Consider the following 20,911-nt stretch of genomic DNA (forward strand, 5'->3'; position numbering starts at 1 on the left):
TTGCTCTAGGGAAAACCGAGAGGTCGGGCGAAAAGCAACGCTAGAAGTTACGCCGAATTGCATCGGCCAAATGCGAGCGATCAGCCGAGTTTCGGCAGTCCAAAACCGAAGCCGAAGACAGGTCCGCTCTTCTTCGTTTTGACGTGCTCGGGCTCTTCCTCGCGCGGTCCCACGTCGAGGTCGTCGATCATCTTCTGCAGCTCAAGCAGGCCGGCGGCCATGGCGGCTTTGTAGGTGCCCATCGACCTCGATTGCTGCTTGAGCACGTGCCAGTCCTCGCCGTACTGTTCGATCAGACGCCAGCGGTAGGCGCCCTCTTCTTCCTCGACGACGGTGACGGCGATTCTGCGGAGGTCAGGCATGGCCGCATGCTCCGGCAGCTTTCGACGGATCGGTGTCGGACAGGCGCGAAAGTCTGCGCCGCTGCCAGCAAAAAAATGCCCGGCGCACAGCCGGGCGGAATCGTCGTGTGTCGCAACATCAACGGCCCCAGCAATGAACGAAAAACCCCTGGGGCACCGACACCCTAAAAGGCGAAACAGGTCCCACGTGTCAGACGCGGCCGGCTTCTTCGATCATCGCCCTTGGCGAGCCGATGGCCAGCGCGACGTAGGAGAGCCACTGTCAGGAAGAAACGGCAACTGGTTACGGCCCCAGTGCTTCGACGGGGCGATTGTGCGTACAGCGCGCCCCGTTTGGCGCTGCGCCATCAGGAGCAAAACATGGCTGACGACCCGAAAAAGACCGGACTGGATCGCAAACTCATCTCCCTCGACGAGCCGCACGAGGTTCGTTCATGGACCGATAGCCTCGGCTGCACGGAAGATCAACTTCGATTCGCCGTGCAGACGGTCGGCAACTCTGCAGATGCCGTGCGGAAGTACCTCGCCGAGAGGCCAAAGTGACCCACCTCCGACGAATCGCCCTCCACGTCGACGAACCCGACCCCGGCCACTTTTATTGGGTGCTCATGGAGGAAGGCGACGACGCCAGCCAATGGTTAGAACTTGAATCGGCTGATGAGCCCACCGAGATGTGGATCGACGCGTTCCAGGCCGGCACGGCAGCACTGCTGGGCTATGTGCCAGACGAACGCATCGGCCCGCGGACTGCAGACGACGACGAAGATGCGAGCCCAGTGGGTTGACCATGTGGAAGCCGGACAACCCCATCGTCATCGCCGGCGACGTCCTGACGGACCAAGAAGCGTGGTGGCTCGAATTTTCGAGAGAGTTTCAGGAGCTGTGCGAAGGGATGGTCGACCATGAATGGCTCGCTGGATTTGCCGCGACCCTCTACCCATTGAACAGCGATCGCCCGCCGCGCGAGTCGGCTCTCGTGGCGTTCGCGACGCTGAGCTATGAGTTTCCGGAAACGGAAGCGGAGCCATCCGAGGGGCCGGCACTGGACCCCAAGACCGGCTTGCACTGATCCGACCGGCTGCTCACAGCAGCAATTGATCTTCTGGAGGCTCAGCGGCGGCCTTCTTGGGTGGGAGAGGCTCTGGAGTCATAACCAGGCGCTCGGCCGGGTACTGGCGCATGAACTCGAAGGATTCCTGCGGCGTGGCGTCGAGCCAGGGCTCGAACTGAGCCGGCGGCAGGATCACGACCATGCGCTTGTCCTGCATGTGGGGTGGCCGCTTCGGGTCTGGCCGGTGCATGTGCATGAAGAGCGGGTGCGTATCGGCGTTGATCGTGAGCATCGTGAAGCTCGACTCCCATTCACCTGTCGCCGGGTTCTTCCACGGCGACCAAAGGCCGGCCACGCCGATGGCGTCGTCGTTGGCGGCGGTGAACCGCGTGGGGATAGCTTTGCCAGGCCGCCAATCCGGCTCATAGATTGCCTCGCAGGGAATGATGCAGTGCCGCGGCTTCGCCCACGCGTTCTTGAAGCTTGCCAGCTGCGCGACCGTCTCGGTGCGAGCGTTGTATGTCCGCAGGCCGTATTTCGCGTCCTTGGCGAAGCCAGGCAACAGGCCGAAGCGTCCATCGACCAGCTCCAGATCCGGCACGGCCTCGTCGCCTGACGCCCGCTCGGGTGGCCGACGGATGAACGGGGCCATCTGAGTTGGATAGATGTGCATGCCGCCCGGCGGCGGCACCCAGTGGGGCGGCAACTTGACGCCCATTTTCTCCAGCTGGCGGCGTCGCTTTTCGGCTTGGTAGTGGGAGCACATGGCGCATTTTGGGCGTGGCGAGCTGCCGATGTCCACGTCGCCACGTAGTTCAAAGTACTGTATATTTATCCAGCATGAGAGTCCGAGTTGAGCTGCGCCGACAGGCGGGCCGTTTCATCGCCCGCTTCCGAAAGACCGAGGGGTTCACTGGCGACCTGACGACCATGCGAAAGATGGTCTGGGACCGCCAAGTACCGTATCTCACGGTCCATTTGGAGCCTCGGCAAGGCCACCCGGGACTTCACTTTCCGGGGCCCGAGCTTTTCGAAGCCAGGGTGACGGAGGTCTCGGGCGACGTGATCCGCTTCATGGGCTGGGAAATCACGCCCGAGCTGTGCTGGTGTGTGCAGGAGTGGGATTGCACGCTGTTGGATGTCCACCGGAGATGACGATGAGCAAAATGAAGGTGCTGCGCCAGGACTGGTTCGACAGGTACGTCGCCGCGATGCTCGAAATTGAGCCGCGGCTCGCCGCTGATGACATCTGGGATGAGGCGTGGGAACTCTACGAGAGCAGAGGTCACGAGGACCCGGCCGCGGTCGCGCAGGAGGTCGCGCGCGTCGATGAAGCACCGCAGGAGGAACTCGTCCTCGGCGTGAACACGCCGGCGTGGATGACGCCGGGGGCTACGGTCCCGCCCGGCTGGAGGTTCGAAGATGGGCGCTGGCGCAACGATTGAAGACGAGTTGCTCGAAATGGCGCGAAGGGTCGGTGAACTCGGCCCCGGCGAGCCGATGCGCCCTTCTCTTCGGGAGTTTGCCGACTGCGTGGCGGGCCGCTGTGCACGCATCGGCGACCTCTATGGGGACTGGGACCGCAACGCCGGCGACCACATCCGGGCGGTCATGCACGAAATGCCAGAGCTGCTGCCGGCTTCCGCAGAGGACACACCATGCGAGTGAGCATGAGGCCTCGATATCGCGGCGGCACGCGTTTGAGCAAGCGTGAGTTCTTCGACCAGCCGTGTGTGTGCGGCATGCTGACCATGCAGACAGTGGAAGGCAGGGTTCAACTCGGCCTATGGGAGGCACGCCCAGACACTTTTCCGCCACCGCTGGGCATCCTTTGGCGCCCCGAAGTGGTCGCCTGCGCATTGGGCACCATCAGCTTTGCAGGGACGGAGTTCGTTAACGGGCGCTGGTGCTATCAAGTCTGGTACTGCGAGGTGCACAGCCTGCCCGACTCCCTCGCGCAAAAGTTGCTGGAAGCGGCCGCGACAATAAACCATGAGCCAAACTGAATTTTTCCCCGAGCCCGCCACCATCCTGCGCACGCCATCTTGGCTGGGCAGCAACGTGCACGAAGACCGCGAGCTGCCAATGGCACCCGGCGACTACAAGGTGACGCCCGGCGACCGCTGGACAGTCACCTCGCTGAAGACCAACGAGATCGTCTACAGCGGCATCGGCCCTGTCGAGATCCTGCGCGAGCGCGCAGCCACCTGAGTCGAAACGATGGCAAATCTTTACCTCTCGATGACCGATGCGCTCATCAAGCACTGGAAGGCAAACGGCAACGCTTACCCCAAAAAATTCATTATCACGTCGGCACAGCACAAGGCATACGTCGAGAGCCGCCTCATGGGCATTGGCGGCCACAACGTGGACGGCAGCGTCCACATGGACGTGCCGGTCGAGATCGCTGAGGGCACGCCTGGCGTGATGGTCAATGGCGACGGTTCAGAAGTTTCGCTGCAGTAAGAGCGCCCCGCTGCCGGCAGGCTCGCAGAGCCGACTGCGCACTCCGGTATCTATTGGAGAACGCATCAAATCCAGAAGGGCGAAAAAGCGCGAGCCGAATAGCGCTGAATCTTGACTCCAATCACGAGCCTGCAATCGTGCTGCGCGCCGTAGTCACGCTCTGGCGAAGGCGGCGCCAAGAGCCGGTCAGTTGTAATCGAGATGTTGCCGACCAGCCTATCGTCTTCCATGAGACAAAAGAATGGCCTCTCGTCTTGGTCCGGTTCCAAATAGCGCCCCAACTCTTGCCTCTGGGTAGGACGCCGCAAGGCGTCAAGCAGAGTTTTCAGTCGGTTGTCCAGATCAGCGTGTTGTACGACCTGGCCCGGGTCGCCGGCCCGTAGCATCAAAATATCCAAGGACAACACCACGGCGAACGACTCAGCGACTAGCGGGACAAATCTATAGTTGTCCAACGGAAACCTCTCCCCGAGCTGTTCTATCCTGGAGTGCGGTGGGGAAAGGTTCTGTCCCTCCAAATCCCAGCTACTTAGGTCCGGGGAAATCTGCCAAAGCCTCTTCAGTTGGGCGTGAAACACCTTCCGTATCTCATGCTTGTGGTTCGCATCACTGCGATGCTTCAGCTCACCCTCATACGTAAGTCGGAACTCCATCGAATCCTCCAGGTCCAGCGTTGGGCCGGGTGGGACACGGTGTCTTCGGCCGAGAGGGTCATAGCTTATCCTCGGCGGCGCTCAGGTGCGCCAAATGCAATCTGACTTTTCTCAGGGGCGCGCTTCGCCGCCTCTCGGTGCAGACGTCTGCACGAGCTCGGCGAAGGTCACTCCGGCGCCGAGGTCGATGGCGTCACAAACAATTGCTATGGAGTTTTCCTGCACTTCGGGCACGTAAAGGGACGTGCGGACGACCTACCAGCGCTCGAAAGTAAGCCTGCTCGAAAGCCACAGTGCCCACATTCGAAATTTGCAACAACCGTAGTTTCTACGCCCGTTTGCCCAAGATTGGGGACAAGTTGGCCCGAACACATTGGGCAGCGGTTGGACGCTCGAGTCGACGCATTCACACCCACCACTGTTTTGCAGCGGGGGCAAAAACTTCCAAAGGTCAATGACGCGGCCGTCGTCATCTCAACCAATCCGCATCCCAGTTACTGATCCAGATCCATGCGAAGTCGCGGAAACTTTGGTTCCGGGTTTGATCTGGATGTTCTTCGCGTCAGGACTGATGTCCAGGCCAGTAACGGAGCCCGAACCATGGCCGACTGCCTCGATCAAGCCATCCAGAGAGATCCCCTTTTCGCTTGACTCTCGGAGCGCACTAGAAATTGCCTCGTCGATCTTGCAGAGCAAATCCAAAGCGATGTCTTGCTTGATCCGGCCCTCCTCCGCTTCCAGCGCTTCACCACGTCCCAAGAACAACTTCCCCAGTGCGCCGACCGGGTCTGAGAATACGCCCGCGAAAGCAACCCAGGCATTGCGATTCAAGACCTTCTTGCTACGCGCTTCCAGCGTTGTTGAAATTGCCTCTTGCAGTTCCAGGTTCAGCATATCTTGACTCCTTGAGACCGAATTTCAGTGTGAACTTCGGGACCAAAGCATACGCTCTAAAGGGAATCTCAAAGCGCGGGCGACACGGGCGATGGGTGCGCCCACCGTTCATCTGAACAGTCAAATGTTCTGCGGTCAGGCGAAACATTCGTGCCTTCGCGGCACATGCCGTGCGCGGCCGTGAAAGTCTCGGGCCGAGACAGCGCTCTCGCGGACCGCACGTAGTTCGGCGGTGTGGGTCATAGGTTTCACATTGAAGTGACCCCCGGTGGCGCGACGTTTCAAAGAGATGACCGTGCCGCAGCGCAAATTAGATCGACTGCTTTCGCCGTACCTGAAGCTCAAGCACGACGCGCAAAAGAGCACACAAATCCGTAAAAGCTCGTAACAAAACACCCCCATGGCGCGCCGCCACGCCAGAGCTGGCGCGGGGCGACACTCGCCGACCAAGTCGTAAAAACAACTACCCGAAGCGCGCGGGCTCGGTGGGGGTTAGACCGCGCGCCGGCGGGCGCAGGCAGCGTCGGGCCGACGGGCCGACGGGCAGGGTGCCTCGGCCTTGCGGGGAGGCGGCAAGGGGCTTAGCCGGCCCGTGGAGACGCTTTGGACACGCCGGCAAGGGCGGGAGCACTGGACGACGATCCGGTCAGGAGAGGCTGAAAGTAGACAGCCGAGCCGAAGCGTTCAATACTCTCCCGTCTTCGGCACTGAGGAGAACGGGATGAGGAAAGCGCTGGTTCTTGCCACGTTGGTCATCGCGAGCGCTGCTCAGGCGCAAACCAGACCCAGCGTTCCTTCTACGTCTGGCACATACCCCGGGTTGGTAGTCGTGCCAAACAAGCAAGGCACTCGCTTTGGCTACTACGTGAATGGCAAGCTCGTAGGCGTAGGGGCGGAGAGCCCTTGGGCAAAAGACAAGGACCCCGAGCCGGACCCTCCGCCAAAGCCCTGGCCAGATCCGCCTATGCCCCCCCGCCGCCTCCGCCTCCGCCGCCGCCGTCGTGTACGCTGCCAATGTGCTGTCGGCCGTTTTGCGACTTCGATGCCAAGCTAATGAATCCTGACATGCCTGTCGTTCAGTTTCCATCGACTCTTGATAGTCTCGCGAAGAAACATGGGCCCAGCGGACCAGTCGGGCCTATAAGGCCCGCGCCGCCACCGACGCGATAGATGGAAGACCACCCAGGAAAGGCTGAGGTCGCGCCTAGAGTCAGGCTTCGGCCGCCGCCGGCGGATCGGTGAACCGCACCAGTTCGTCCCCTGCCCAGGCGTTCAACTCACGGAATCGCTGCATCAACGGTCGGATCTCGTTGTCGACGAACACGCGCAGCGCGTCGGGTGCGTTGCCGAAGCCGCCGGCGTTGGTGGGCACGATGCCCAGCAGTCCAGGCGGCACGCGATGAGCAGCAAGCACGTCGTCTTTGCTGACGTTCTTGATCGCCGCGAAGTCGTCCTTCGCCGCCACCTCGCTGACCGGAATCAGCTTCAACCCGTCGGACTTGCCACCGGGCATGTGCAGAAACAGATTGCGAAAATTACCCGGCCCTTTCGAGTCCTTCAGTGCCTTGCGCAACGCCTCGGCATCGTCGTTGTCGACCTGGCCCTCGGTCAGGTACAAGATGAATCCGGCATGCGAGCCGTTCGCGTAATACTTGCGCCGGAACATCGTCGCGGCCTCGTTCAACCAGGCGGACTGCAGCGCGCTCAGGTACTCGGGCAGGCCGTAGATCTCCTGATTGATGTCGTCCTCGCGCAGATGGAACACCGACCCCTGCCGGAATTCGTGCTCTTCCTGCCAGCTGCGCACAAAGAAATAGCGCCCATCCTCCTGCCCGCGCCGCGTGTACTTGGCCAGCGAGTGCTGCAACGCCATGGCCCGGCCGGTGAAGGCGCGCGGCTGTTCGAGGTAGCCATTCCCGAAAACAAGAAAGTCCAGCGCCCAGGCCCCAAACGTCGCGCTAGACAGCCGCGGGTGCGGCACGAACATCGACTTCAGAAGATTCCGCTTCAGGAAGATCGCCGAACCATGGTGCGGCGATGCCCGGAACGCGTTGGCCAACCCCTCCCAAGGCAGAGGCGGCTCGTACCAGCGGCCATTGAACATGCTCTCGACATAGTCGAGCAGCTGCAGCCGGCTCACGGGCTCGGGGTCGCCGAAGCTGAACGCCTCGACCGCGCCGCCATCGCCTTGCGTCATCAACGCGGTCGACGGCACCACGGGTGGCGTGCGAGTGAGGGCCACCGCGCGCCCTTGTGTGACCTTGCTGGCCTTGCGTTTGCTCATTCAAAAATCTCCATGCGGGAACTGCCGCCGACCACGTCGCCGGCCAGCGTTTCGTTATCCAGCGCGTGCATCGTTGCCCACGCCAGGTCTGCGTGGCCGGTCTCTTCAGATCGGCCAGAGTCATAGGTCACGTTCCGGCCGCTGGCGGTCATCACGCGCTTGATCGCCATGAAGGCCGCGGCAATGTCGGTCCATCCGGCATCGAACTCGAGTCGCCCCTTGTGGATCACCTGCTGTGCTTTCAGCACCAGGCGTTGCTTCACCTCGATGCTGTATTGGTAGCCCTTCACCTGCGGAAAGAACTTCTTCACGATCTGGTGCACACCTTCGCCAAGGCCTGTCTTGTCGATGCCGATGTGAACCACGTTGTATTGCTGCGTGATGCGGCGGATCGCCTCGGCCTGCGCCTCGAAGTCCGACCCCTTGAACTGCTCGCGGTGCAGGATGCGGAACTTGCCGCCAGGCACGCGAGGCGGGGCCACTACCACCAGCGCCGCCGCGTCGCCTTTGTCCGAAGGGTCATAGCCGACCCACACAGGGTTATGCGCGTAGGGCCGCAGCCACAGCGGCTTCACGTCGGCCCAGGTCTCCCAGCTGTCGACCATGCAGGCCTGCATCTGAGCCAGCGTGAACAGCGACAGGCTGTCGTCGATGAACTGGCACATGAACAGGTTCGCGAACTCGTCGAGGCTGTATTCCTCGCGCAGCTCGGCGATGTCGAACAGATCGAAGCCCATCGCGACCGCGTCTTCCACGGTGACGATGTCGCGCCACTTCCGATCCAGGCCAAGCACGCCGCCTCGCAGCGCCTTGTGGCTCGTGTTGATGCGCACATGGTCGCGCTTCGCACGGCCCTTGTTCCGGTCGTCACCGGTCCAAAAGCCATAGGCCTCGTGCGACATCGCCGATGGCGTGCTGAAGTACGTCTTTCGCCAATGCTTGTGCGAGGCCATCGCGCTGGCCAGCTTGTTGATGGTTCTGAAGCGAGGAACCCAAAAGAATTCATCGAAGTAGAAGTCGCCGTGATACGACTGGGCCGTCATCGCGTTGGTGCCCAGGAAGATCAGCTCGGCGCCGTTCCACAGCTTGAGGTTTTCGCCCTTCAGCTCAACATCGGCTTCCTTCGCAAAGTCGACGATGTAACTGCGGAACTGGTGAGCCTGCGCCTTCGAGGCCGAGAGAAAGAGCTTGTTGCGCCCCTCCCGCGCCGCCGACAACAGGGCCTCACGCGCGAAATAGAAGGTGGCTCCGATCTGCCGAGACTTGAGCACCAGGCGCGTGCGCTGCAGCTGCTGATCGAACCAGTTCTGATGAAACGGGAAGTTGGACTCGCGCAGTTTTTCTTCCAGCAACGCGACCTGCTCGTCGCTGAACTCGTTGCGCTTGGGTTTGCGCTTCGGGCCCGCATTGCGTGCCGCAATCGCTGGATTCAGGTCACCCTCTTTGCCGGTCTGCTGGTACTTCTCGACGCGTGCGGTGCGCTCCAACTGCCGGCCCAGCAGGTCGATTTCTTTGTAGTCGCCGCCGGTTTTTTCCGTCTTCAGGATCAGCTGAATCAGCCGCACCTCAAGCGCACCATTGACGCGGTCGAGCGGCTGCGCGTCATCCCACTTGTCCGCTTCCTTCCAGCCGTACACGGTCGACGCGGGTATGCCCAGGTGCTCGGCGATCTGCTTGACCTTCCAGCCTGTCCAAGCGAGGAAGCGCGCCGCGGTGCGGGGTTGCGCCGCGGGCGTCAACGTGGCAATCTGCCCCGACTCAGTCGCCGTCACGCTGCCTGACACGGCAGCAGGTTTCGCCACCACATGAGCGCCAGCAGCTCGCACACGCTTGCGCGGCGCGACTTTCTTGGCAGCAGAAACGGCCCGGCCAACACGACCGGGCGCAGCGGATTTGATGGGCATGCCGCCGAGGTTGCCCGCGCGCGCGAAGCGTCGCCATCACCCTCAACAGTCCCCGCCACTGCCACATTCGGCGCGGCTTGAGCGCGCACGGCACCGCGGACACCATTGGCTTGCACGTCGCAACACCCTGCGGCAACCCATCAACCAGCAGCGAGCCAAGCCAATGACCACCACCGCGAAAAAGCCGGTTTCCAAGTTCTTCCGTGTTGCCGTCGAAGGCGCCACCAGCGACGGGCGCGTCATCGACCGCGCAATGCTGGAACAGATCGCCGCCACCTACGACCCGAACGTCTACGGCGCTCGCATCAACATGGAGCACATCCGCGGATTCAGTCCAAGCAGCGAGTTCGGTGCCTACGGCGACGTGCTGGCGGTGAAGACCGAGCAAGTCGAAATCGGCGGCACGAAGAAGCTGGCGCTGTTCGCGCAGATCTCCCCCACCGACGAACTGATCGCCATCAACAAGAAGCGGCAGAAGGTCTATTCGTCGCTCGAAGTCCGGCCGAAATTCGCCGACACCGACAAGGCCTACCTGATCGGCTTGGCCGTCACCGACAACCCGGCGAGCCTGGGCACGGAAATGCTGGAGTTCGCGGCCAAGAACCCGAACGCCAACCCCTTCGCCGCGCGCAAGGACCAACCCGATGACCTCTTCACCGCGGCCGAAGAAGTCACCCTCGAATTCGAGGAAGCACAGGACGAAGGCGCCGTCGCCAAGTTCCGCGCCGTCATTGCTGGCGCCCTGGCCAAGTTCGGCGCCAAGACCGCGACCGACGACGCGCGCTTCGCGGCCGTGGGCGAGGGATTCACCCAGCTCGGCGACGCCTTCGCCGAGCACGTCACGGCCACCACGGCGAAGCTGTCCGCGAGCGACCAGGTCATCGCTGAGCTGCAAAAGCAGCTCAAGGACATGCATGACAAATATGCGGCGCTCGACACCACCGCCGCCGATCCGAAGCGTCCGCCGGCCACCGGCGGCAGCGCCACCGTCAAGACCGATTGCTGACCCGCACGGCCAGCGCCTTCAACCCTTCCAGCAACACCACAGGCAGCAACCATCATGCGTAAAGAAACCCGCCTCGCACTCACCAGCTACTTCGCTCAGCTGGCCACGATCAACGACGTTTCCAGCGTCACCGAGCGCTTCAACGTCGTCCCGCGCGTGCAGCAGACCCTCGAAACCAAGATGCAGGAGTCGAGCTCGTTCCTCCAGAGCATCAACCTGATCGGTGTGACCGAGCAAATCGGCGCCAAGGTCGGCGTCGGCGTCTCGGGGCCCATCGCCAGCCGCACCGACACCAGCGTCAACGGCACCCGCCAGCCGCGCAACGTCGTTGCGCTCGACAGCAACGAATACCGGTGCGTTCAGACCAACTTCGACACCTTCATTCGCTACGCCACGCTCGACGCATGGGCCGGCTTCCCCGACTTCCAGAACCGCGTGCGCGACGCCATCATCCGTCGCCAGGCGCTCGACCGCATCGCCATCGGCTTCAATGGCACCAGCGTCGCTGCAACCACCAATCTCGCCAACAACCCGCTGCTGCAGGACGTGAACAAGGGATGGCTGCAGCAGCTGCGTGAAAGCGCGCCGCAGAACGTCGTCGCTACCGGCGACACCACGCCCGGCAAGATCATCGTCGGCACAGGCGGCGACTACGCCAACCTCGACGCCGTCGTCTTCGATGCCATCACGCTGCTCGACGAATGGCACCAGCAAGACCCCGGCCTCGTCGCCGTGGTGGGCCGCAGCCTCATGCACGACAAGTATTTCCCGATGGTCAACGCCGAAAACGCGCCGACCGAAATGCTGGCGGCCGACATCGTCATCAGCCAGAAACGCGTGGGCGGCATCAAGGCCGTCACGGTGCCCTTCTTCCCGGCCAACAAGGTGCTCATCACCACGCTCGACAACCTGTCGATCTACTGGCAGCGCGACGCCCGCCGGCGCAACCTGAAAGACGTGCCCGAGAAAGACCGCATCGAAAACTACGAGTCGAGCAACGACGCGTATGTCGTCGAAGACCTCGGCCGCGCGGCGCTGGTGGAAAACATCGAGCTGCAAGCCTAAGACACGCCCACGCTGACGCCAAAAGGCAGACATCCGTCTGCCGCGAAGCCGCCGCGCGGGCCATCACCGGCCCGCGCCTTAGCAACATCAGATCAGGACACCGACCATGCGCCCACTCAGCCCCGCTCAGCGCCACCGCGCACGCATCCTGCAGGAGCAATCCCAGCAGGCCAGCCCCTACGGCACCGAACTCACAGGCGACGCCTATGGCCTCATGCGCGTCAAGCTCTCGCAAGACAAGAGTCGCATCGGGCAGGTTCAGTCGCACGAGCGTCGCGCGGAACTCAAGGCCAAGCTGCTGCCCGAATACTTCGACTGGATCGAAACGGCCATCACCAAGGGCACCGGCGCCCAGGATCAGGTGCTGACCACGATCATGGTCTGGGCCTTCGACGCCGGCGTCTACGAACTCGGCTTGCAGATAGCCGAATACGTCATCCGCCACCGCATGCCCATGGCCGACGACTACAAGCGCAGCCCGGCCGCCATCGTCATCGACGAACTGTCCAACGCCTACCTCAAAGGCCAATGGGCGCCGAGGGCATTGCAAGTCGACGCGGACGGTACACGGCAGCTTGCCACCGTCGACGCCGCGGCCGACCCAGCTGCTGCGCGTGCGCACGCGGCGGCCCTGCTCATCGAGGCCGACAAGCTCACCGAAAGCCAGGACGCACCCGACCAGGCGCGCGCCAAGCTGCAAAAGGCCATCGCCTATGCGGCCCTCGGCAAAGTGCAGACCGCAGAAGACCCTGACCTCACCGCCATCGAGCCCGCTGCTCTGCAGGTAGCGCTCGCGCGGTTGCAGCGCGCGCTGGAACTCGACAGTAATGCCGGCGTGAAAAAGGACATCGAGCGCATCGAACGTGCGATTGCCAAGGCCGACAAAGCGGTCGACACCGAACCGCCTGCCGAGCCGCCGGCAGCAGCCACCCAACAACCCGCTACGAAGACAGCCCGTTCCACCGCCGCAGGCAAGGCCAGCGCCAAGCCACGCAGGACGGCGGCCCGCAAGTAGCGCAACCGAGCACCCCACGTGCAGGGCGGCCCGTGGCGCAACGTGAAAGGCTGACGCCTCACCACTCGCGCCACGGCCACCGCCCACCTACACACACACCGAGCCACCATGTCCCTCATCGCCGCCGCCCCGCCGCTCGTGCGCACCACGCCCCCCAGCGACCCTGCGCCGCTGGGCACGGTATCGGCGGGCGATTGGTGGCCCACGGTCGACCTCGCCGCCCTTCGCGACGCCATGCGCCTCGACGGCACCATCACGCCGCAACGCCTGTTGCCTGCTGTGCAGGAGGCTGTCGCCACCACTGTCGGCCTGCTCGCTACCTGGGCGCAAAGCCGCCAGGACGAAGGGCGCGCCAGCTTGGCCGCGGTGCCCGCGTTGCAGGTCGATGGTGAGTCCGTCAACGTCCAGCGCTACCGCCGCGCCGTGTACTGCCACGCCAAGGCCAACCTCATCGAGCGCTACAGCGACTACGACACCACCGGCCGCGCACGAAAAGACGATCAGGAAGAGTCGCGCGAGACCCAGGCCGAGCAGTACCGCCGAGATGCCACATGGGCCGTGCGCGACATCCTCGGCCACACGCGCCTCACCGTTGAGCTGATCTAGCCATGCCACGCACCGTCATCGCCCAGCAGAACGACACGGTAGATCTGCTCTGCCTACGCCACCTGGGCGCGACGGCCGGCGTCACCGAGGCCGCCTATCGGATGAATCCCGGTCTTGCCGACCTCGGCCCGATCCTGCCGCTCGGCCGCGCGGTCATCCTGCCCGACCTCCCCACCAACACCGCGCGCATCGAAACGGTGCAGCTCTGGGATTGACTCACCCATGCCAGAAGCCACCACCGCCCTCGCCATCGCCGACGCCGCGGGCTCCAAGTTCGGCCCTATCGGCTACGTCGTTGTCCTGCTCATCCTGGGCCTGGGCACCGGCATCTACTGGCTTCTCGCCCGCAATCAGCAACGCCTATCCGGCGCCGATGCCGACGGCCAGATCGAAGCCTTGTCTGTCTACAAGGAAATGCTCAAGACCGAACGCGAAGCGCGGATTGCCGCAGAAACGCGGGCCGATCAATTCGCACGAGAACTACGGGATGCCGTGCAGACGCTCGGAAAACTCGAAGGGCAGCTGCAGGCCATGACAGCCGAACTAGGACGCGTGCGGCACGAGCTTGAACTCATGAAGGGGCAGATCAATGGCAACCATCACGGATAGCCAGCTCGCCAGCCTCGAAAAAGAGGCCCGCCGCGCGCGCTGGATCGACCGGAACAAGCACGTTCTGATGCTCGTCGTCGTCGCATGCTTCGGCCTGGCTGGCGCAGTTGCAGGGATGGGCGTCGGACACTGGCTCGGCGTGCAGCAGGAACGCGCCGAGCGCGTGACCGAGATCCAGCGCCTGCAGGGGCTGCTCGACAAAGCGATTGGCCGTCTCGGCCCGATTGCGAACCAAGTGGAAGAGGCGGTCGAGACCGCGCAGCAGGCCGCGAACACCGCGAGCCAGGCCGCGGGCAAGGTCGACGACGCCGCCGTGCGTGCCGGTAGGGCCGCGGACAAAGCCTCTACCGCCGCAGCGAAGGCAGGCGCAGCAGCCAGCACCGCGCACCAGGCGGCACGCCCAGCGCCGGCGCCGGCACCGGCCACTCTCGCCACCCGCGAGGTTCTGGAAACCAACCGCCGATTGAAGGAGAACCGGAAATGAAGCGCCTCGCCGTGGCCGCCCTGCTGGCCTTTCAGCTTGCAGGCTGTGCCACTCACTCGCCGCGTTGTCCCCTGCTGCCCGAACCACCGGCACGGCCGACCGCCCAGCAACTCGACGCATACACCGCGCAGCTCGTGCGCCTCTACGGCCAGTGCGCTGGCGGCACCCCATGACCATCACACTCGCTCAACTGATCGCCACCGGCATCACGCCGGCCGTCGCGCGCGCCTTCTTGCCGTACATGGCCACCGCCTTCGAGCGCTTCGACATCAGCACCCCGCGCCGCATGGCGGCTTTCATCGGCGAGTGCGGCCACGAGTCCAGCGCCTTCACTCGGCTCGAAGAAAACCTCTACTACACCGACCCCACCCGAATCGCGAAGATGTTTAGCGCCCTGCGCCAGGTTGAGCGCGCACGCGCCTACGTCCGCCAACCCAAGGCGTTGGCCAACCTCGTCTATGCCAACCGCAACGGCAACGGCAATGCGGATTCCGGCGACGGGTGGACCTACCGCGGCCGCGGCCTCATTCAGATCACCGGTCGCGGCAACTACCGCAGCGCCGCGGCGGGCACGGGCCTGCCATGCGAAGACCAGCCCGATATCGTGGCCGAGCACGCCGGCGCCACGCTCACCGCTGCGTGGTACTGGCATGCCAACGGCCTCAACGACCTGGCTGACCGCTGGAACCTCGACGCCATCACCCGCGGCATCAACGGCTCCGCCATGGCGGGGCATGCGGATCGCGTCGAGCGTTGCAACCGCGCCCTTGAAGCGCTGCTCTCCATGCCTTCGATCCCATGAACACGCTCACCATGGCCGCAGTGGCCGTCCTCATCGCCGCCGCTGCGGGCGCGGTTGGCTACGGCACAGGGCACAGCGCCGGTGCCGCCGGCGTCCAGCAGAAATGGGACAACGCAACCACCCAGCAGGCCCAGGCCGAGACGGCCCAGGTCACCACCAGCCGCACCGAGGAAACCGCCCATGCCAATCAGATCACCAATGCCGTCGACAACTACCAAACCTCGCGTGCGCCTGCCGTTGCTGATGCTGCTGAGCGCATCGCTCGTGCTGAGCGCTTGCAGCGCACCGCCGAAGGCCGCGCCCTTCAATACCGCGCTATGTCCAAGGCCGGCGAAGCTGAGCGTGATCGTCTCGCAAGCCATGCGGCCCGACTCGATGCCAGCCTTGCGGATGGCAGACGAGTGGTTGAACAGCTCCGCTCAACTGTTGTCGAGCGAGACCAGCAGCTCCAGCTACTCGCCGATGTCATCCGAGCCGACCGAGCGCTTGCCGACGGCGACGCCAAGACCGAGCCCTGAGCGATGAAGAAGCCGCAGCTGCTGCGCGACTACATCACCCGCGCCTGCCCAGACCTCGCCACCAACCCGGAAAGACTCACGGTCTTTATCGAGCGTGGCCAGATCGTCCACACCGGGACGCCGGCGCTGTCCTTCGAATACCGATACACGCTCAACATCGTGATCACCGATTGGACCGGCAGCACCGACGTGCTCGTGGTCCCCGTCGTCGCGTGGCTCAAGCGCTTTCAGCCCGACATCTTCGACAACCCTGCGCGGCGGGAAAGGGCGTTCCGATTCGAGTCCGAAATCATCGACCACAAGACCGCCGACATCGGTATCGAGATCGACCTGACCGAAACGGTCGCGGTGAAGGGCGAGACCGTCGGCGGCGTCAACAGGCTGACCACGCGCCATATCGGCGAGCCGCTGCTGGCCGTGCCAGGCGAGTCGGAGACCATCGCCGATCTCGCCGCTGAATGGCGCATCGAAACCATGGACGATTGAGCATGTCCGACGACCTCAACCGCTTGGCCACATGGGCGGCCCCGTTGCTCGCTGGGCTCGGGCCGGCTCGGCGCCGCGCTGCGATGGTGCAGGTCTCCACCTACCTGCGCCGCAGCCAGGCCGAGCGCATCGCCGCCCAGCGCAACCCGGACGGCACGCCCTACGAAGCGCGCAAGCCGCGGTTGCGCAACAAGAAGGGCGCCATCCGCCGCACCATGTTCGAAAAGCTGCGACAAGCCAAGCGCCTGCGCAAGACGGCCACCGCCGACAGCGCCACTGTCAGCATCGGCGGCCGCAGCGCACGCATCGCGCGCGTGCACCAGTACGGCCTGCGCGATAAAGTCGACTGGCGCCGGCCCGAAACCATCAGCGTCAAATACGCGCGCCGAGAACTGCTGGGCTTCACAGCGGCCGACGAAGACGCCATCATCGACCTCGTGCTGCACCACATCACCGCCGGCGGTTGACGCCAAGCCACACAAGCCGAAGGCGCAACAGTCCCCGCCACCCGCACCCACGCCGCCGCTCGCGCACACGCGGACCCTTCGGCACAGTGGCTGCATGCCCGGTCCCGTCGATCCCGTTCAACAATTTGCCGATCTGAAACGCCAGATCGAGAACGTCGTGCGCGTCGGCACCATCTCGGCCGTCGACCACGGCGCCACGCCTCCAATGGTGCGCGTCAAGCTGTCCGAAACGGCCACCTCCGACTGGCGCCCCTACATCGAGCAGCGCGCCGGCGACACCGGCACGTGGAACCCGCCCACCGTCGGCGAATGCGTCCTGCTCTTCTCGCCCGGCGGCCTCACCGAAGGCGGCTTCGTGCTGACCGGCGTGCCGACTGCGAACCGCCCGGCGCCGAGCGCGGACCCGAACAAGACCGTGACGAAATACCCCGACGGCGCCGTCATCGAATACGACCACGTCGCGCACGCGCTCAAGATCACGCTGCCCGGCAACGGCACTGCGGATATCACGGTCCCCGACGCAATCACCGTGAAGTGCAAGACGGCCGACGTGACCGCTGACGACAGCGCCACCGTGCACTCGCAGCAAGTCACCGTCGAAGCGCAACAGATCACGCTGGACGCACCGCAAACCACCGCCACCGGGATGCTCACGGTGCAGGGCCTGCTCACCTGGCAGCAGGGAATGGTTGGCTACGGCGTCGGCCCCGGTGGCAAGGGTGCGCAGATCAACTGCGACATGGATTTCATCAACGGCCATGGCATCGCCACGGACGGGGGCGACATCGTTGCAGGCGCGATCAGCCTGCAGAACCACCGGACATCCGAAGTCGTCAAGGGCGGCGATATCAGCGGGGGCCTGTCCCATGACCGGCATTTCCAGAACCACCGGGCGAATGCTCACGCGTCGTGAACACATTCGCCAATCAATCGACGACATCCTCACCACGCCCATCGGCTCGCGCCTGATGCGTCGCAACTACGGCAGCTTTCTGCCGCAGCTGGTCGACCATCCGGCCACCGGGGCCAATCGGCTGCGCCTGATCGCAGCGACCGCGCAGGCCATCATGAAATGGGAGCCGCGCACCCGCGTGAGCCGCATCGCGATTCGTTTCAACGCGCAAGGCCGGTGCGAGATCTCCATCGCGCGCCGCGACACCCACAGCACCGAATCGGTCACATCCAGCGTCATCGTGGGAGCACAGGCATGACGATGGACATGACGCTGTTGCCGCCGCCGGCAGTCATTGAACTGCTCGACTTCGAGGTCATCCTCCAGCAGCACAAGACCCAGTTTCAGGAGCTTTGCGCAGAGGCCGGCGTCGACTACCCGCTGCTGCTCGAATCCGATCCGGTCAGCAAGCTGTTGGAACTCGGCGCCTACCGCGAAATGCTGATGCGCCAACGCATCAACGACGCCGCGAAGGCCTGCATGCTGGCCTATGCCGTCGACACGGACCTCGACAACCTGGCCGCGAACTTCAAAGTGAAGCGTCTGCTGGTCACGCCGGCCGACCCGACCGCCATCCCGCCGGTGGCCGCCGTCTACGAAAAAGATGACCGCCTGCGCGAGCGCGCACAGCTTGCGATGGAAGGCATCACGACTGCTGGCCCGAAAGAGAGCTACCGGTATCACACCCTCACCGCCAGCGCCCAAGTGGCTGACGTTGGCGTCGACAGTCCCGCGCCCGGCACCGTCCGCGTCACGATCCTGTCTGAAGCGGCGAATGGTGTGCCCGATGAGCCCTTGCTGGCGACGGTACGCAACGCGCTCAGCGCCGAGGAAATCCGACCGCTTTGCGACACGGTCATTGTTCAGGCTGTCGAAATCATCGAATCGCCCATCGTTGCCACGATGTACCGCCAACCGGGCGCCGCCGGCGAAGTCGCCGCAGCGCAGGCTCGCAAGGAACTTGACACTTGGCTGCTAAAGGTGCGGCGCCTCGGCGCCGGCCTGCCCCGCTCGGGCATCGACGCGGCGCTGCACCAGCCAGGCATGGATCGCATCGACATCGACGTGCCGCCCGCCGACATCCTGTGCACGAAAACCCAATGGGTCCGCGTCACGGGCATCACCCTGACCGAGGTTGTCGTCGATGAATAACCTCACCCCATCGCAGCGCCTGCTACCGCCTAATCGCACACCACTCGAGGCGGTACTTGCCGGCGTCACGGATCTGGAACTGTCCACCGATGGCCTGCGCCATTTGTGGAGCGCGGCGCACTGCCTTGCCGAGGCGTTGCCCTGGCTGTCGTGGACCATGTCGGTCGAAGCCTGGCATGAAGCCAAGTCCGACGACGCGCGGCGGGCGTTGATCCTCAACAGCATCGAGATTCACCGTCGCAAGGGCACCCCTGGGCGATTCGCTTGCTCATTCGTTCGCTCGGCTTCGGCGAGGTCGACATCATCGAGCGCGTCGGCGGCAGGACGCACAACGGCACGATCTACCGCGACGGCGTCTATCCGCACGCCACGCTGGAAACCACTTGGGCGACCTACATGGTTGCCTTCCAACGCCCGATCACCAACGTGCAGGCCGAGCGCCTGCGCAAGTTACTGCCGTCCGTCGCACCCGCACGCTGCCATCTGGTCGCATTGCGGTACGCGACGGTTGCCAACAGCCACAACGGCGCCACGCGACGCGATGGCGCCTTCAACCACGGAAGCGCCTGACATGGCAAACCTCAACGAAACCGACCAATGGGAAGCTGGCATCTACCAGCTGGAGGAAGATGACCCCGTCCTCGGCGGCCCCACGGGCATCGACAACCTGGCCCCGCGACAGCTCGCGAACCGCGCCCGCTATCAGCGCCTGCGCAACGTCACGCCATGGGACGCCACGCTCACCTATCCGGCGAACGTCGCCTATGTGAGCTATGGGGGCACCACGTGGAAAAGCGTTGGAGAAAGCATCAACGTGGTGCCCGGCGAGGACGCTGCGAAGTGGGTGCGCTGGGGGTTCACCGCGGCGGAACTCGATGATGCCCTGGGCGACTCGGTTGCTGCTCATGAGGCAAAGGCAAATCCACATCCACAGTACGCCACCGATGCAGATCTCGCGGCACACGTCGCCGCCGCGAACCCCCATCCAGGCTACGCCACCGATGCCGACCTTGCGGCGCACGTGGCCGCGACCGATCCGCATCCACAGTACGCGTCGGATACCGACCTGGCGAATCACGCGGCCGCAGCAAACCCTCATCCGCAGTACGCCACGGACGCCGATCTCGCGGCGCACGTCAACGCAGGCGACCCGCATCCGCAGTACGCGTCGGATACCGACTTGGCCAATCACGCCGCCGCGGCGAACCCTCATCCGGTGTACGCGCGCTTGGCCCAACTGAACCCGCCGATTGTGGCGACCCATTTCATCGCCGGCGCCAACCAAACGGTTCATGCAGAGGTGGTCTTTACCGTGCCCGGCCCGGGCCGGCTGATCGCGTTCGGCATCCGCAACAACAGTCAGCAAGCAGCTGGGACCAATGCCTGCACTCTCTATATCAATGGCGTGGCGATGCAAACCGACAACACCATCACAACCATGGCGCACATGGCCACGATGGCGGTACAGGGCGGTGCGGTCTCCGCCGGTTACACGGTGGCCGCGCAGGTGGCGTTTTCGGCCTGCGTGATGCTGATGTTCATCCCCAACATTTGAAGAAAAAATGACCGCTCAAAAATTTCTTATCTTGGATGCCGACGGCAACGTCAAGGGCACCGGATCGACGCCGGACGGGACCATTCCGCAGAGTGCGGTTGCTTGCACCGAAGAACAAGCAGCGGCCTGGCACGAGCTTCGCGTTGTCGACGGTCAGATCGTCCAGCTGGACGGCGCCGTCATGTTGGATCGCCTCAAGAAGAAGCTGATCGCCGCCGCGACAGCGCGCCGCTGGGCGGTCGAGACCGGCGGCATCACCCTGCCCAACGGCGTCCGGGTCTCCACCGGAAAAGACGATCAAGACCGCATCACGTCAGTGCTCGTGAACGCACAAGCGGCAGGCGTGGAATCCATCGAATTCAAGGCCACGTCAGGCTGGGTGAGTCTCACGCTGCCTGAGCTGCAGGTCATCGCCAACGCCATCGCCCTGCATGTTCAGGCGTGCTTCTCCGCAGAGCGCGCGCACCACGAGGCCATCGCCGCGCTGTCGTCTTCCGCTGCCGTTCAAACCTACGACCTGTCGGCCGGCTGGCCGCAGGCGTCGCTCGCCGCCCTGCCCGAGGCCTGACCTTTCACACCC

General features: G+C 64.0%; 32 protein-coding genes and 1 pseudogene. 28 read left to right on the forward strand and 5 right to left on the reverse strand.

Features of this window, described 5'->3' with window-relative positions; genetic code table 11:
* Positions 1-80 precede the first annotated feature (80 nt).
* Positions 81-362, reverse strand: a complete 282-nt coding sequence (locus M0765_RS00455) for a hypothetical protein (RefSeq protein ID WP_258501364.1) — start codon at positions 360-362, stop codon at positions 81-83.
* Positions 363-722: 360 nt separating this feature from the next.
* Between M0765_RS00455 and M0765_RS00460 the strand changes: the two genes are divergently transcribed.
* Genes M0765_RS00460 through M0765_RS00470 form a run of 3 tightly spaced genes read left to right on the forward strand, consistent with a single transcriptional unit; the run spans position 723 to position 1,431 of the window.
* Positions 723-905 carry a DUF3606 domain-containing protein gene (locus M0765_RS00460; protein ID WP_258501365.1) on the forward strand — a complete coding sequence of 61 codons (183 nt, stop codon included), beginning with the start codon at positions 723-725 and terminating at the stop codon, positions 903-905.
* A complete protein-coding gene (locus tag M0765_RS00465; protein WP_258501366.1) occupies positions 902-1,147 on the forward strand; it encodes a hypothetical protein in 246 nt (81 codons plus the stop codon). The genes M0765_RS00460 and M0765_RS00465 overlap by 4 nt, the downstream gene beginning before the upstream one ends.
* 2 nt (positions 1,148-1,149) lie before the next feature.
* A complete protein-coding gene (locus M0765_RS00470; protein WP_258501367.1) occupies positions 1,150-1,431 on the forward strand; it encodes a hypothetical protein in 282 nt (93 codons plus the stop codon).
* Between the two features lie 13 nt (positions 1,432-1,444).
* Here the strand turns inward: M0765_RS00470 and M0765_RS00475 are convergent, their stop codons facing one another.
* The gene (locus M0765_RS00475; protein WP_258501369.1) at positions 1,445-2,215 is read right to left on the reverse strand and encodes an SOS response-associated peptidase; all 771 of its coding nucleotides are present in this window, start codon (positions 2,213-2,215) and stop codon (positions 1,445-1,447) included.
* Positions 2,216-2,253: 38 nt separating this feature from the next.
* On the opposite strand from M0765_RS00475, the gene M0765_RS00480 reads away from it, so the two are divergent.
* The 6 genes from M0765_RS00480 to M0765_RS00505 are packed head-to-tail and all read left to right on the forward strand — an operon-like array spanning position 2,254 to position 3,879.
* Positions 2,254-2,568, forward strand: coding sequence for a hypothetical protein (locus M0765_RS00480; RefSeq protein ID WP_258501371.1), 315 nt, complete (start codon positions 2,254-2,256; stop codon positions 2,566-2,568).
* Between the two features lie 2 nt (positions 2,569-2,570).
* The gene (locus tag M0765_RS00485) at positions 2,571-2,858 is read left to right on the forward strand and encodes a hypothetical protein (RefSeq protein ID WP_258501372.1); all 288 of its coding nucleotides are present in this window, start codon (positions 2,571-2,573) and stop codon (positions 2,856-2,858) included.
* Complete coding sequence (locus M0765_RS00490; protein WP_258501374.1) at positions 2,836-3,081, forward strand: hypothetical protein; 246 nt, start codon at positions 2,836-2,838, stop codon at positions 3,079-3,081. Before M0765_RS00485 ends, M0765_RS00490 begins: the two co-directional genes overlap by 23 nt.
* On the forward strand, positions 3,072-3,419 hold the full coding sequence (locus M0765_RS00495; protein ID WP_258501376.1) for a hypothetical protein: 348 nt from the start codon (positions 3,072-3,074) through the stop codon (positions 3,417-3,419). Before M0765_RS00490 ends, M0765_RS00495 begins: the two co-directional genes overlap by 10 nt.
* Positions 3,406-3,624 (forward strand): hypothetical protein, encoded by a 219-nt coding sequence (locus M0765_RS00500; protein ID WP_258501377.1) that lies wholly within the window; start codon positions 3,406-3,408, stop codon positions 3,622-3,624. Before M0765_RS00495 ends, M0765_RS00500 begins: the two co-directional genes overlap by 14 nt.
* 9 nt (positions 3,625-3,633) lie before the next feature.
* Positions 3,634-3,879 (forward strand): hypothetical protein, encoded by a 246-nt coding sequence (locus M0765_RS00505; protein ID WP_258501380.1) that lies wholly within the window; start codon positions 3,634-3,636, stop codon positions 3,877-3,879.
* Between the two features lie 1,127 nt (positions 3,880-5,006).
* Here M0765_RS00505 and M0765_RS00510 read toward each other — a convergent pair.
* From M0765_RS00510 to M0765_RS00520, 3 genes are all read right to left on the reverse strand, one after another.
* On the reverse strand, positions 5,007-5,426 hold the full coding sequence (locus tag M0765_RS00510; protein WP_258501381.1) for a hypothetical protein: 420 nt from the start codon (positions 5,424-5,426) through the stop codon (positions 5,007-5,009).
* Positions 5,427-6,636: 1,210 nt separating this feature from the next.
* Positions 6,637-7,710, reverse strand: coding sequence for a phage portal protein (locus M0765_RS00515; RefSeq protein ID WP_446751525.1), 1,074 nt, complete (start codon positions 7,708-7,710; stop codon positions 6,637-6,639).
* Positions 7,707-9,482, reverse strand: coding sequence for a terminase large subunit domain-containing protein (locus M0765_RS00520; protein WP_446751583.1), 1,776 nt, complete (start codon positions 9,480-9,482; stop codon positions 7,707-7,709). Before M0765_RS00520 ends, M0765_RS00515 begins: the two co-directional genes overlap by 4 nt.
* Positions 9,483-9,777: 295 nt before the next feature.
* Here M0765_RS00520 and M0765_RS00525 point away from each other — a divergent pair, with 295 nt between their 5' ends.
* The 19 genes and pseudogenes from M0765_RS00525 (at position 9,778) to M0765_RS00610 (ending at position 20,899) form a co-directional block, all read left to right on the forward strand.
* Complete coding sequence (locus tag M0765_RS00525; protein WP_258501383.1) at positions 9,778-10,620, forward strand: GPO family capsid scaffolding protein; 843 nt, start codon at positions 9,778-9,780, stop codon at positions 10,618-10,620.
* Between the two features lie 54 nt (positions 10,621-10,674).
* Positions 10,675-11,685 carry a phage major capsid protein, P2 family gene (locus tag M0765_RS00530; protein ID WP_258501384.1) on the forward strand — a complete coding sequence of 337 codons (1,011 nt, stop codon included), beginning with the start codon at positions 10,675-10,677 and terminating at the stop codon, positions 11,683-11,685.
* Positions 11,686-11,791: 106 nt separating this feature from the next.
* Complete coding sequence (gpM, locus tag M0765_RS00535; protein ID WP_258501385.1) at positions 11,792-12,700, forward strand: phage terminase small subunit; 909 nt, start codon at positions 11,792-11,794, stop codon at positions 12,698-12,700.
* Between the two features lie 108 nt (positions 12,701-12,808).
* Entirely contained in the window at positions 12,809-13,306 is a 498-nt protein-coding gene (locus tag M0765_RS00540; RefSeq protein ID WP_258501386.1) for a head completion/stabilization protein, read from the forward strand.
* A gap of 2 nt (positions 13,307-13,308) precedes the next feature.
* Positions 13,309-13,521, forward strand: coding sequence for a tail protein X (locus M0765_RS00545; RefSeq protein WP_258501387.1), 213 nt, complete (start codon positions 13,309-13,311; stop codon positions 13,519-13,521).
* Positions 13,522-13,528: 7 nt separating this feature from the next.
* A complete protein-coding gene (locus M0765_RS00550) occupies positions 13,529-13,915 on the forward strand; it encodes a hypothetical protein (protein ID WP_258501389.1) in 387 nt (128 codons plus the stop codon).
* Positions 13,896-14,399 carry a hypothetical protein gene (locus M0765_RS00555; protein WP_258501390.1) on the forward strand — a complete coding sequence of 168 codons (504 nt, stop codon included), beginning with the start codon at positions 13,896-13,898 and terminating at the stop codon, positions 14,397-14,399. Before M0765_RS00550 ends, M0765_RS00555 begins: the two co-directional genes overlap by 20 nt.
* Entirely contained in the window at positions 14,396-14,572 is a 177-nt protein-coding gene (locus M0765_RS00560) for a hypothetical protein (RefSeq protein ID WP_258501391.1), read from the forward strand. Before M0765_RS00555 ends, M0765_RS00560 begins: the two co-directional genes overlap by 4 nt.
* Positions 14,569-15,201, forward strand: a complete 633-nt coding sequence (locus M0765_RS00565; RefSeq protein ID WP_258501392.1) for a glycoside hydrolase family 19 protein — start codon at positions 14,569-14,571, stop codon at positions 15,199-15,201. The genes M0765_RS00560 and M0765_RS00565 overlap by 4 nt, the downstream gene beginning before the upstream one ends.
* The gene (locus M0765_RS00570; protein WP_258501393.1) at positions 15,198-15,719 is read left to right on the forward strand and encodes a DUF2514 family protein; all 522 of its coding nucleotides are present in this window, start codon (positions 15,198-15,200) and stop codon (positions 15,717-15,719) included. The genes M0765_RS00565 and M0765_RS00570 overlap by 4 nt, the downstream gene beginning before the upstream one ends.
* A 3-nt stretch (positions 15,720-15,722) precedes the next feature.
* On the forward strand, positions 15,723-16,205 hold the full coding sequence (locus tag M0765_RS00575) for a phage tail protein (RefSeq protein WP_258501395.1): 483 nt from the start codon (positions 15,723-15,725) through the stop codon (positions 16,203-16,205).
* Between the two features lie 2 nt (positions 16,206-16,207).
* Positions 16,208-16,672: a phage virion morphogenesis protein gene (locus M0765_RS00580; RefSeq protein WP_258501396.1), complete on the forward strand. Its 465-nt coding sequence runs from the start codon at positions 16,208-16,210 to the stop codon at positions 16,670-16,672.
* A 94-nt stretch (positions 16,673-16,766) separates the two neighbouring features.
* On the forward strand, positions 16,767-17,585 hold the full coding sequence (locus M0765_RS00585) for a phage baseplate assembly protein V (RefSeq protein WP_258501397.1): 819 nt from the start codon (positions 16,767-16,769) through the stop codon (positions 17,583-17,585).
* A complete protein-coding gene (locus M0765_RS00590) occupies positions 17,569-17,883 on the forward strand; it encodes a GPW/gp25 family protein (RefSeq protein WP_258501399.1) in 315 nt (104 codons plus the stop codon). The genes M0765_RS00585 and M0765_RS00590 overlap by 17 nt, the downstream gene beginning before the upstream one ends.
* Complete coding sequence (locus M0765_RS00595) at positions 17,880-18,776, forward strand: baseplate assembly protein (protein ID WP_258501400.1); 897 nt, start codon at positions 17,880-17,882, stop codon at positions 18,774-18,776. Before M0765_RS00590 ends, M0765_RS00595 begins: the two co-directional genes overlap by 4 nt.
* Positions 18,769-19,020, forward strand: a pseudogene (locus tag M0765_RS29360) (phage tail protein I); the annotation flags it as partial. The gene M0765_RS00595 and the pseudogene M0765_RS29360, both read left to right, overlap by 8 nt.
* A 20-nt stretch (positions 19,021-19,040) precedes the next feature.
* The gene (locus tag M0765_RS29110; RefSeq protein ID WP_342455946.1) at positions 19,041-19,346 is read left to right on the forward strand and encodes a hypothetical protein; all 306 of its coding nucleotides are present in this window, start codon (positions 19,041-19,043) and stop codon (positions 19,344-19,346) included.
* A 1-nt stretch (position 19,347) separates the two neighbouring features.
* Positions 19,348-20,331, forward strand: a complete 984-nt coding sequence (locus M0765_RS00605; RefSeq protein ID WP_258501401.1) for a hypothetical protein — start codon at positions 19,348-19,350, stop codon at positions 20,329-20,331.
* 7 nt (positions 20,332-20,338) lie between these two features.
* Positions 20,339-20,899 (forward strand): DUF4376 domain-containing protein, encoded by a 561-nt coding sequence (locus tag M0765_RS00610; RefSeq protein WP_258501402.1) that lies wholly within the window; start codon positions 20,339-20,341, stop codon positions 20,897-20,899.
* The last annotated feature ends 12 nt before the right edge of the window (positions 20,900-20,911 follow it).

This window comes from Variovorax sp. S12S4 (genome assembly GCF_023195515.1).
Lineage (GTDB): Bacteria > Pseudomonadota > Gammaproteobacteria > Burkholderiales > Burkholderiaceae_C > Variovorax.

Coding starts and splice junctions, on each gene's coding strand:
- M0765_RS00455 (WP_258501364.1), bottom strand. CDS start 362: ATGCCTGACCTCCGCAGAATCGCCGTCACCGTCGTCGAGGAAGAAGAG.
- M0765_RS00460 (WP_258501365.1), top strand. CDS start 723: ATGGCTGACGACCCGAAAAAGACCGGACTGGATCGCAAACTCATCTCC.
- M0765_RS00470 (WP_258501367.1), top strand. CDS start 1,150: ATGTGGAAGCCGGACAACCCCATCGTCATCGCCGGCGACGTCCTGACG.
- M0765_RS00480 (WP_258501371.1), top strand. CDS start 2,254: ATGAGAGTCCGAGTTGAGCTGCGCCGACAGGCGGGCCGTTTCATCGCC.
- M0765_RS00485 (WP_258501372.1), top strand. CDS start 2,571: ATGAGCAAAATGAAGGTGCTGCGCCAGGACTGGTTCGACAGGTACGTC.
- M0765_RS00490 (WP_258501374.1), top strand. CDS start 2,836: ATGGGCGCTGGCGCAACGATTGAAGACGAGTTGCTCGAAATGGCGCGA.
- M0765_RS00495 (WP_258501376.1), top strand. CDS start 3,072: ATGCGAGTGAGCATGAGGCCTCGATATCGCGGCGGCACGCGTTTGAGC.
- M0765_RS00500 (WP_258501377.1), top strand. CDS start 3,406: ATGAGCCAAACTGAATTTTTCCCCGAGCCCGCCACCATCCTGCGCACG.
- M0765_RS00505 (WP_258501380.1), top strand. CDS start 3,634: ATGGCAAATCTTTACCTCTCGATGACCGATGCGCTCATCAAGCACTGG.
- M0765_RS00510 (WP_258501381.1), bottom strand. CDS start 5,426: ATGCTGAACCTGGAACTGCAAGAGGCAATTTCAACAACGCTGGAAGCG.
- M0765_RS00515 (WP_446751525.1), bottom strand. CDS start 7,710: ATGAGCAAACGCAAGGCCAGCAAGGTCACACAAGGGCGCGCGGTGGCC.
- M0765_RS00525 (WP_258501383.1), top strand. CDS start 9,778: ATGACCACCACCGCGAAAAAGCCGGTTTCCAAGTTCTTCCGTGTTGCC.
- M0765_RS00530 (WP_258501384.1), top strand. CDS start 10,675: ATGCGTAAAGAAACCCGCCTCGCACTCACCAGCTACTTCGCTCAGCTG.
- gpM (WP_258501385.1), top strand. CDS start 11,792: ATGCGCCCACTCAGCCCCGCTCAGCGCCACCGCGCACGCATCCTGCAG.
- M0765_RS00540 (WP_258501386.1), top strand. CDS start 12,809: ATGTCCCTCATCGCCGCCGCCCCGCCGCTCGTGCGCACCACGCCCCCC.
- M0765_RS00545 (WP_258501387.1), top strand. CDS start 13,309: ATGCCACGCACCGTCATCGCCCAGCAGAACGACACGGTAGATCTGCTC.
- M0765_RS00550 (WP_258501389.1), top strand. CDS start 13,529: ATGCCAGAAGCCACCACCGCCCTCGCCATCGCCGACGCCGCGGGCTCC.
- M0765_RS00555 (WP_258501390.1), top strand. CDS start 13,896: ATGGCAACCATCACGGATAGCCAGCTCGCCAGCCTCGAAAAAGAGGCC.
- M0765_RS00560 (WP_258501391.1), top strand. CDS start 14,396: ATGAAGCGCCTCGCCGTGGCCGCCCTGCTGGCCTTTCAGCTTGCAGGC.
- M0765_RS00565 (WP_258501392.1), top strand. CDS start 14,569: ATGACCATCACACTCGCTCAACTGATCGCCACCGGCATCACGCCGGCC.
- M0765_RS00570 (WP_258501393.1), top strand. CDS start 15,198: ATGAACACGCTCACCATGGCCGCAGTGGCCGTCCTCATCGCCGCCGCT.
- M0765_RS00575 (WP_258501395.1), top strand. CDS start 15,723: ATGAAGAAGCCGCAGCTGCTGCGCGACTACATCACCCGCGCCTGCCCA.
- M0765_RS00580 (WP_258501396.1), top strand. CDS start 16,208: ATGTCCGACGACCTCAACCGCTTGGCCACATGGGCGGCCCCGTTGCTC.
- M0765_RS00585 (WP_258501397.1), top strand. CDS start 16,767: ATGCCCGGTCCCGTCGATCCCGTTCAACAATTTGCCGATCTGAAACGC.
- M0765_RS00590 (WP_258501399.1), top strand. CDS start 17,569: ATGCTCACGCGTCGTGAACACATTCGCCAATCAATCGACGACATCCTC.
- M0765_RS00595 (WP_258501400.1), top strand. CDS start 17,880: ATGACGATGGACATGACGCTGTTGCCGCCGCCGGCAGTCATTGAACTG.
- M0765_RS00605 (WP_258501401.1), top strand. CDS start 19,348: ATGGCAAACCTCAACGAAACCGACCAATGGGAAGCTGGCATCTACCAG.
- M0765_RS00610 (WP_258501402.1), top strand. CDS start 20,339: ATGACCGCTCAAAAATTTCTTATCTTGGATGCCGACGGCAACGTCAAG.